This is a genomic window from Nitrosomonas sp. Nm58, assembly GCF_900107335.1.
GTDB lineage: Bacteria > Pseudomonadota > Gammaproteobacteria > Burkholderiales > Nitrosomonadaceae > Nitrosomonas.
In genome coordinates this window covers 1-9,084 of the sequence record NZ_FNPQ01000066.1, presented here as the reverse complement: position 1 = coordinate 9,084, position 9,084 = coordinate 1, and the positions used below count along the sequence as shown (strand labels likewise).

Here is a 9,084-nt window from a genome sequence, read left to right as displayed (position 1 = left end):
TTGATTTTGTGTTTGATATAGGCAGGTCCGGAAAGCGACCGCCCGAGCTGCGTAATCGATACAGACGCTCCTTTCAAACCAGCCTGAACAGCAAGCCATCAGAGCTTGGAGACGGGTACATGAATGCCGGGAACTTTTTCTTTCAATAAGTTATGCAGCAGATCAATAATCGACATAAATTTATCCTTCCAGGTTATTATTTTAGAAAGAAATTTTATGCTCAGACCGGCTTGATCTTATTTTTATCTGAATTCCATCCAATAATACATTGTTTCTTAATGATATTTTGTGGGGATACCTCAGGATTAGAGCTAATCAGCTTCGGATTATGGATGCTGAAATCAGGCGTACGTTGCCAGATATGTCGAAGCCCGAAGTTGAGGTGGGGGCCCGTAACTGATTAAAAAAACTCGGCACGAAGGCCGGGAAAAAGTCCTCCAATGGCACTTGGGTTCGGTCAGACCTGTTGTGTACGCGCTTCGCAGCTTGGGCCGCAACGGGCGGCAGGTAGAAACTGCCACGAACGGCGCTAATCGTCTTGTCGTATTTCACCGGAAGTTCGCGAAGGGCTACGCTGTCGGTCATCATCTTGTAAGCGGCGGGAACATGGCGTTCGGTCGCTTCAAAACGAAGCTTCGTATGGTTTTCGGGCGCAATGTCCAGCAGGAACGACGGCGGCAACGGCTTTATCTTCCATCGCTTGCCGAATCTTCATAAGCCCTTCGCCCTTTTCGGCCTGTTCGGCGTGGATATACGCCCGAATTTCGCTATCCAGTGCGCCCCGGTCGGCGCTTGGTGCGAAGCCCTATGTGTCAGGATACCTTTCGCCTCATTTGAAACCTAGAAACTTGAAGGGCAAAGCGAGAGGACACGATGCAAAAGAGTTATTCGAAAGAATTCAAGGAATCATTAATCAAGAAGATGATTCTTTGAACAGGTTCTTAGAATAAGCGAATTTGCTGCACGATGGTTAATGCGACAGAACCATTATTCACGCTCTCCAGATTCCAGATATACGGATTCCGGTTTATCCATCAGCTTGAGTTCATCAAGTATGCTTTTAGGTGAATCCATAGCCGGTACTTCCGGGTTTTTCTCTGAACGATCGCGATAAAGTGCGGCGCGGCCTAGCAGCATAAAGGTAACTGGCGTCGTAATTGTGACAAAAATTCCGATCAGAATTTCGTGAAAGACCGGTCGTGACTGCAAAACACTGAAATATATTATCGACGCCAATACGATGGCTGCTGTCCCCCAGCTTGTGCCCAGTGTCGGTGCGTGGATGCGATCATAGAAGCTGCGTAAACGGTATAGCCCGAATGAACCGATCAGCGTCAGTCCCGCTCCGATAATTAGGAAAGTGGCGACAAGCCATGCTATCCATAGAGGGAAATCGGCAACGTAATTCATTCGATCACCTCGCCGCGCATCAGGAATTTGGCAAGCGCTACAGTTGCTACAAAGCCTAATATACCGATAATCAATGATACTTCGAAATAAAGCGTATTGCCAGTACGTATGCCGAAAACGAGAATTAACAACATGGAGTTAACGTAGAGTGTATCAAGCCCTAATACACGATCCTGGGCGCGTGGTCCCTTGATCATTCGAGTCAATGCTAGCACCATAGCGATTGCCAGCATGATCTGTGCAAAAGTTATAGCCCAAAAAAGGATGGTAGCACTCATTCAAATATCTCCAATAAAAAATATTCATAGCGATTCTTGATGAGATCGAGCCAAACAGCTTCGTCTACTAGATCGAAAACATGTAATAACAGTGTTCCTTGTGCGAAATTATAGCCTAGCCAGGCAGTACCTGGCGTACTCGTTATGATAACTGCAAGTATGGTTAGACCGATCGGATCGCGTAAATTGAGTGGGATGGTCATGAAACCAGATTTTCGTTTGCGCTTGTTTCCTTGGAGGATGATTCTTGTTACGGCAATATTAGAGCGTGCGATATCGTAGAGTACGATGCCAATCAGCTTGAGTAACAGATCCCAGCGCTTGAGTCGGGGCCTTGCAGGTTGGAGAGCGGCCATACCCTGTGCAGCCACGAGCGCGATGACAGTACCGACAATGATCTGACCCAATGAAAAGCTAGTCAGCAGCAACCACATGATGATCAGGAAGATGATCAACAGTGGATAGGGAAACAGTTGGCTCATTCTTCTGTCTCCATTTGCCATGGCGCAGCAGGTGGTGCTTTCATCACTCCTTCTATATACGATCGTGGTTCATGCAGGCTGATTGCCGTTGCCTCCATAAAGTGCATGATCGGCCCCGCTTGCACGGTGAGCGCAAGCGTCATGAATAGCAACATGACCACCGGGACGATCTCAATGAGAAGCACACGTGGTACTAAAGCCACTGCCGGTGCCCAGAAGGTGCGGATTCCTGCACGCACCATAGCGATAAGAGTGGAAAGACCTGACAGGATGAGAAGGGCTATGAGCCACCATGATGCTGACGAGATCGCGCCGCCTTGCCCGGATCCTTCAGGATTGAGTATAGCCGTTAGGATAGCGAATTTGGCTATAAAGCCGGAAAGCGGTGGCAGGCCTGCCAGTAAAATACTACAAGCGACAAAGCTGATGCCAAGTATGGCAATCGAACCTGGAATAGCAACACCGATTATCTCTTCATCCTCTTCTTCCTCATCGCCTTCGCCAAAGGCTTCCCTAGTAACGGCCAGAACATTCGAGATCGCGTTTTGCTCCTTTTCCACCAGTTCGATGAGCATAAAGAATGCGCTGATCGCTAACGTGGAGCTGACTAAATAGAACAGCGCAGCAGCGGTGATATCGACCTGCGTGAGTCCTATGATTGCTAGCAATGTTCCGGAAGAAACTAATACCGAGAAGCCAGCAAGCCGACCCAGCGCCTGTGAGGCTAGAACGCCAATAATACCGAAAACAATGGTTGCCAGCCCCCCGAAGAAGAGTATTGGTGATCCAAAACCACCCGAGATACCCGGCTCTTCTCCGAAAAAAAGTAACGACAAGCGCAGTAGAACATAGACGCCGACCTTGCTCATGATGGTTAAGATGGCCGCAACCGGCGCCGGTGCAAAGGTATAAGTGGTAGGAAGCCAGAAACCTAGCGGCCACATTCCCGTCTTGATGAGGAAGGCTACACCGAGAATGGCTATGCCAGATTCCAGCATTATACGGTTCTCTTCGGCGATTTGCGGGATACGTATAGCAAGGTCAGCCATGCTGAGCGTGCCAGTGTTACCATAGATCAGGGAGACACCGACCAGAAATAGCAGCGAAGCAGCAAGGTTGATGGCGATATAGTGCAGTCCTGCCTTTACCCGAAGCAAGCCCGAGCCGTGCAACGCCAAACCATAGGAAGCAGCAAGCATTACTTCGAAAAAGACAAAAAGATTAAACAGATCTCCAGTAAGGAACGCGCCGTTCAGTCCCATGAGAAGAAGCAGAAATAAGGTGTGGAAATGCAGGCCAGCCCTGTGCCAGCGCCCGAGTGAAAAGATCAGCGCGGGAATGGCAAGTACCGAGGTCAGTATGAGCATCATTGCCGATAGGCGGTCAAGTACCAAATTGATGGCAAAGGGAGATGGCCAGTTGCCAAGTAGGTAGACCACGACCCGCCCGCCGTCGGTGTGCGAAATTTGTAGAAGCTCAATTGATACCATAAGCAGCGCAATGGTAGCCAGAATCGACGCGCTCGCCTTGAGGCGTCGCTCACGATCTTCAAAGAAGAGAAGCAGTACGCCAGTAATAAACGGGATCAGAATCGGAGCGATAACGAGGTGTTCTGGAGTCAATATCATCGTTCAGTTTCCCTTCCGTCCACATGATCGGTCCCTGTCAGGCCGCGTGATGCAAGCAGAACGACAAGAAAGAGCGCAGTCGTGGCAAAGCCGATAACGATTGCTGTTAGTACCAATGCCTGCGGCACCGGATCCGCAAAAGTGGTGGAATCAATCTCGACACCAGCTTGAACGATGGGTGGTGCATTAATGGTAAGTCGCCCCATGCTGAAGATGAATAGATTGACAGCATAGGAAAGTAGCGCCAACCCGATAATGACTTGGTAGGTACGCGGACGAAAGAGCAACCATACCCCCGATCCGACTAGTACACCTATCCCTAAAGATAGGATTAGCTCCATCAGGTATCCTCCTCCATCTTTGTAATTTCAACAGTGCGAGTGCGGTGGCTGCGGATTGATTGGTGAGCAAGTGCGATAAGTATCAGGGCAGTTGCCCCGACTACTAGTGCAAACACGCCGAGATCGAAGAGCAGTGCGGTGGCGATGGGTACCTTGCCGACGAGTGGTACCTCCATATAGTGAAAGTAAGAAGTGAGAAAGGGAAATCCGAATAGCCAGGACCCCATTCCAGTAAATACTGCTAGTATCAGACCAAAACCGATCCAAAGCATGGGCAGGATATGCAGACGGTCTTCCATCCATCGCGTTCCGCCAGCGATATATAGTAGCAAGAAGCCAATTGCCATAGTGATCCCTGCCGCGAATCCTCCACCGGGCGAATCGTGGCCTCGCAGGAAGAGATAGGCGGCCAGAAGGATGATAAACGGAAACATCCACTGCATGATAACGGAAGGTACCCATAAATAGTCACGTACCGTCTCGCCAATCTCACGATTCGCGCTAGCATCGTCATAGGCATTCTGTATGCGCTGCTGTTCCGGTATCTCAATACTGTCAGGTGCTGGACGGAAACGTCGCAGTAATGCGAAGATTGTAAGCGCTACAATACCCAGAACGGTAATCTCGCCGAACGTATCGAAGCCCCGGAAATCGACTAAGATGACATTGACGACGTTAGTACCACCTCCTTTGGGATAGGCCTGTTCCAGGAAGTAGCTGGCGATGGTATCGGGCAGTGGACTGGTCATCATTATATAGGCAATCATCGCCATACCTCCCCCGCAAGCGACTGCGAGTAAGAAATCACGATACCTGCGTATACGCACTGTTAGCGTATTATAATTATCGATTCTTTCAATCCGCTTCGGCAACCAGCGAAGGCCGAGCAGGATGAGGACCGTAGTCACAATTTCAACGAGGAGTTGTGTGAGTGCAAGGTCAGGTGCTGAGAACCAGACAAAGGTGATGCAAGTTACAAGACCCGCACCCCCCATCAGGATCAGTGCAGCTAGCCGGTGGTATTTCGCTTGATACGCAGCTCCGAGCGCGCTGACGATACCAATGACCCAGATTGCAGCGAAGACTGGATCGATTTCTGTGAGTGTTGGTGGGCTCAGATGGAGATCCGCAGAGTAAAATGGCCAAAGCCCAGCAACGAAAGCAATGAAGATCACTAGCCGTAGTTGTGGTTGCAAGCGTTGCGTACCAAAATGCGATTCCATCCAGCGAGCCCAGCGCCAGGAGATAGTAACAAGAAGCTGCTCGAATATGCGCTTTCCCTTGAGGCTGCGTACTCCTGGAGGGCCATCCGCGCCTCGCGCTAAATAATTTCGTAGCACCAGATAAAAAAGCACACCGCAGGCGAGCGCTACTACGCTCATGACCAGCGGAGTATTGATGCCGTGCCATATGGCAAGGTCGTATTCCGGTGTACGCTCGCCCAGCACCGATACCACAGCAGTATGTAGGTAGGGGCCAATAGTAAGGCCAGGGATGATACCGACAATGAGGCAGACTAACACCAGAAACTCTATAGGTAGTCGCATCCAGTGCGGGGGTTCGTGTGGCTCACGTGGCAAATCCTCTGGCTTCGATCCAAAAAAAACTGTATGAATAAAGCGTACGGAATAAGTAACCGCAAATGCACTTGCGATCGTAGCAACATAAGGTGCAACACCATCCAATAGCGATGCTCTATGTTGTTCCAATGTTTGAGCAAAAAACATTTCTTTTGACAAAAAACCATTTAGAAGGGGTACGCCGGCCATGGCTGCACTTGCTACCATCGCGAGCGTGGCAGTAATCGGCATGAAGCTAAAAAGGCCGCTGAGCTTGCGCATGTCGCGCGTGCCGGCTTCATGATCGATAATACCGGCTGCCATAAATAGCGACGCCTTGAAGGTCGCATGATTCATCATGTGAAAAATAGCAGCAACTGCTGCTAGCGGACTACCAAAGCTGAGCAGTGTAGTGATCAAACCCAGGTGACTAATGGTCGAATAAGCAAGTAACCCCTTCAGATCCTGCTGGAAAATGGCGAAATACGCGCCAAGCAGTAACGTGCTCATGCCAGCAAGGCCAACAATAAAGAACCACTCATCAGTACCAGACATGACTGGCCATAACCGTGCAAGAAGAAACACGCCAGCTTTCACCATTGTTGCCGAATGTAGATAAGCCGATACAGGTGTCGGTGCAGCCATTGCATTAGGTAACCAAAAATGAAATGGAAATTGCGCACTCTTGGTTAGCGCTCCCATTAGAATGAGCAGAAGCGCAGGGACATAGAGGTCATGCTGGCGTATCTTATCACCTGCTTCCAATACGTAGTCCAGTTCGTAGCTACCAACTATATATCCGATGATAATCAGGCCAACAAGCAAACAAAGTCCGCCGATACCGGTAATGATCAAAGCCATGCGTGCGCCATCGCGTGCAGCTGCATTGTGATGCCAATAGCCGATCAGGAGAAAGGAGAAAATGCTGGTGAGCTCCCAGAAGATCGCTAGTAAAATAATGTTGCCTGAGATAACCATACCCTGCATCGCACCCATGAATGCGAGCAGGAAAGAAAAAAAACGCGGTACCGGATCCTTTGGCGACATGTAATAACGTGCGTACAGCACCACAAGGAAGCCGATGCCAGTAATCAGTATCGAGAACATCCACGCAAAACCATCCACCCTAAGCGTAATGTTCAGGCCAAGCTCGGGTAGCCACTCGATCACGTAACGTACTACTTCCCCATCTGCGACCCATGGGTAAAGGCAAACAACGATCACAAATGCTGCGATTGATACTCCCCCCGACAACCATGCCTCCGCATTGCGCGCATTTGCCGGTAGCATCGCGGCAAGTACACTTCCCATGAATGGGAGAAGTATTAGGTACAGAAGAAGATTTTCTTTATACATACGTCATAGTATCAGTTTGATTCGATAGGAGGAATATAGATATCATTATACTCAAATACTGTAATTGACTCTTAAGCTATCTAACCCCGATATTTTATGGTATCAGAGCCATTAGATCCTTAAAACCTTTATAGAATATAGCTTTAGGGTTAATTTGAATTGGATTTTGCTGATGTCGGAATGTACCATTCAGGGAGAGCTGTTTCCTGGTTTTTCACGCCGATGTACGCCGATGTATTGAGGTCACTTTTGACGGTGGTAGTGTTATCTCGGATGGTGGATTATTACTGGTGCGTCAGGCCGATCTGCATCTGGGATTGCTTGAGCGCGTAGCACGGCATTTGCCTGATCTACGCAACCCGCTATTGGTTAAAGCACTCAGCTGAGCAACTGTTGCGACAGAGAGCCTACGGTATCGTGCAGGGTTATGAGGATCTTAACGACATGATCGATTGCGCACTGCCCCCCCCCCGCACTATCCACTGCTTTGTCAAAAGATCAGGAAGGTGCTTCCAGTCTCATGTGGTGCCGCTTCGAACATTGGGCGGATCATCAAGTCGCTTGGGCGATACATGGCGAGCTTATGGAGTAGTTTTTATTCTCCTTTGCCATGCCGCCGGAGGAATTGATTCTGGATTTTGATGCTACTGACGATGTGGTGCATGGTAATCAGGAAGGGCGTTTTTCCATGGTTACTATGATAATTACTGTTTCCTGCCTTTCTATGTTTTCTGCGGCAGTCAACTATTGGTTGCTTACCTGCGATCAGCTAAACGTGATGCAGCTAAGCATGCGGGAGCTGTTTTGAAGTGCCTGGTTAAAACAATCAGAGCACGCTTTCCTCATACCCGGATCATTTTTCGTGGTGACTCGGGTTTCCGTCGGCGTCACATTCTGGGCTGGTGTGAACGCAATAGTGTAGGTTACATCATAGGGCTTACCAAGAATGCCAGGTTCAAGATTTTGGCAAACGGGTTGGTGAGTGCAGCTGAAGAAGCATTCAAAGCCACGGCAGAGAAGCAGCGTTGCTTTGGCGAATGTCAGTACGCCAAACACCCCAGAGCTTCGCTGAACTGCCTGCCGCTCCGGCAGCACAAGCATGTGCGCGAATAATCGTACTATCAACCAGAATTTGTTGCATGTCCGGATATTGACTGCAACCCGAGTGCAGAAACTTCCAGACCTCATGTTTGCACCAACGCGAGAAGCGTTTAAAAACTGAATTCCATTTACCTAATGACTGGGGTAACAAACGCCATGGTGCGCCACTACGTAGAATCCACAATACTGCATTCAGAAAACAACGGCATCCTTCGATGTTCCCCCACATAAACTCGCTCTTGAAGCAGCAATAGTTGGTATAAAATTTCTCACTGTTCATCGGTCAGTTCTGCTCTGCTATTCATTTCCGCACAAAATAGACCGAGATTTTCGTTGATAATTATGAAATGTCAACAGAACCTAGGCTTCTTTCAAAGGAAACGAGGAGGTAACATGGGCGATATTAAAGTGATCTTATTATGAAAATAAAAAATTTAATCGAGACCAAACTGCAATCACTGCAACCCCAATTTCTGGAAGTAATCAATGAAAGCCACAAACACAATGTAGCAGTGGGATCCGAATCCCATTTCAAGGTGACTATCGTTTCCGATGAGTTTAATGGAAGAATGCTGTTAGCTCGTCATCGAATGGTTAACAACATCCTGTCTGATGAGCTTGCTCATTCTATTCATGCTCTTGTTCTGCACACAATGACTATCGAAGAATGGTTTGAGAAGAGCGGAACGCCCAATAATTCTCCGCCATGTCTTGGAGGCTCAATATCGAAATAACAGCACATTTGTAAGTAACGGAGATGGAATGGGCGCCTCCTTCTCCACGGGGAGCAGGAGTAAGCGGTAAAGAATGAAGCAGCCCCTCGCGGACCTGACGGGATGAGATTGTCGCTGATCAAGTTCCGCACCATGCAGGTGAACCAACTGCGTGGCTTGCGCTACGAGTGGGGTGTTACGTTGAAAGGCGGCAGG

Annotated in this window: 12 protein-coding genes; 4 read left to right on the top strand and 8 right to left on the bottom strand. The window is 48.9% G+C overall.

Annotated features, from left to right (window positions below; genetic code table 11):
* Positions 1–315 precede the first annotated feature (315 nt).
* From BLW34_RS14080 to BLW34_RS14050, 7 genes are all read right to left on the bottom strand, one after another.
* Positions 316–681 (bottom strand): hypothetical protein, encoded by a 366-nt coding sequence (locus BLW34_RS14080; RefSeq protein WP_090580905.1) that lies wholly within the window; start codon positions 679–681, stop codon positions 316–318.
* 306 nt (positions 682–987) lie between these two features.
* Positions 988–1,410, bottom strand: coding sequence for a monovalent cation/H(+) antiporter subunit G (gene mnhG, locus BLW34_RS14075; RefSeq protein WP_090580902.1), 423 nt, complete (start codon positions 1,408–1,410; stop codon positions 988–990).
* Positions 1,407–1,688: a K+/H+ antiporter subunit F gene (locus BLW34_RS14070; protein ID WP_090580899.1), complete on the bottom strand. Its 282-nt coding sequence runs from the start codon at positions 1,686–1,688 to the stop codon at positions 1,407–1,409. The genes mnhG and BLW34_RS14070 overlap by 4 nt, the downstream gene beginning before the upstream one ends.
* Positions 1,685–2,170, bottom strand: coding sequence for a Na+/H+ antiporter subunit E (locus BLW34_RS14065; protein ID WP_090580896.1), 486 nt, complete (start codon positions 2,168–2,170; stop codon positions 1,685–1,687). The genes BLW34_RS14070 and BLW34_RS14065 overlap by 4 nt, the downstream gene beginning before the upstream one ends.
* Positions 2,167–3,798: a monovalent cation/H+ antiporter subunit D gene (locus tag BLW34_RS14060; RefSeq protein WP_090580893.1), complete on the bottom strand. Its 1,632-nt coding sequence runs from the start codon at positions 3,796–3,798 to the stop codon at positions 2,167–2,169. Before BLW34_RS14060 ends, BLW34_RS14065 begins: the two co-directional genes overlap by 4 nt.
* Entirely contained in the window at positions 3,795–4,139 is a 345-nt protein-coding gene (locus BLW34_RS14055) for a Na+/H+ antiporter subunit C (protein WP_090543238.1), read from the bottom strand. The genes BLW34_RS14060 and BLW34_RS14055 overlap by 4 nt, the downstream gene beginning before the upstream one ends.
* Positions 4,139–7,054, bottom strand: coding sequence for a monovalent cation/H+ antiporter subunit A (locus tag BLW34_RS14050; RefSeq protein ID WP_090580890.1), 2,916 nt, complete (start codon positions 7,052–7,054; stop codon positions 4,139–4,141). The genes BLW34_RS14055 and BLW34_RS14050 overlap by 1 nt, the downstream gene beginning before the upstream one ends.
* Before the next feature lie 206 nt (positions 7,055–7,260).
* Between BLW34_RS14050 and BLW34_RS17545 the strand changes: the two genes are divergently transcribed.
* From BLW34_RS17545 to BLW34_RS17540, 3 genes are all read left to right on the top strand, one after another.
* Complete coding sequence (locus BLW34_RS17545) at positions 7,261–7,440, top strand: transposase (protein WP_143037951.1); 180 nt, start codon at positions 7,261–7,263, stop codon at positions 7,438–7,440.
* 224 nt (positions 7,441–7,664) lie between these two features.
* The gene (locus BLW34_RS15840) at positions 7,665–7,862 is read left to right on the top strand and encodes a hypothetical protein (RefSeq protein WP_143037950.1); all 198 of its coding nucleotides are present in this window, start codon (positions 7,665–7,667) and stop codon (positions 7,860–7,862) included.
* Positions 7,769–8,167 (top strand): transposase, encoded by a 399-nt coding sequence (locus BLW34_RS17540; RefSeq protein ID WP_090580887.1) that lies wholly within the window; start codon positions 7,769–7,771, stop codon positions 8,165–8,167. Before BLW34_RS15840 ends, BLW34_RS17540 begins: the two co-directional genes overlap by 94 nt.
* Here the strand turns inward: BLW34_RS17540 and BLW34_RS14040 are convergent.
* On the bottom strand, positions 8,055–8,435 hold the full coding sequence (locus tag BLW34_RS14040; RefSeq protein WP_090580883.1) for a transposase: 381 nt from the start codon (positions 8,433–8,435) through the stop codon (positions 8,055–8,057). The two genes, BLW34_RS17540 and BLW34_RS14040, sit on opposite strands and share 113 nt — an antisense overlap.
* 139 nt (positions 8,436–8,574) lie before the next feature.
* Between BLW34_RS14040 and BLW34_RS14035 the strand changes: the two genes are divergently transcribed.
* A complete protein-coding gene (locus BLW34_RS14035) occupies positions 8,575–8,889 on the top strand; it encodes a BolA/IbaG family iron-sulfur metabolism protein (RefSeq protein WP_090580880.1) in 315 nt (104 codons plus the stop codon).
* Positions 8,890–9,084: the final 195 nt, after the last annotated feature.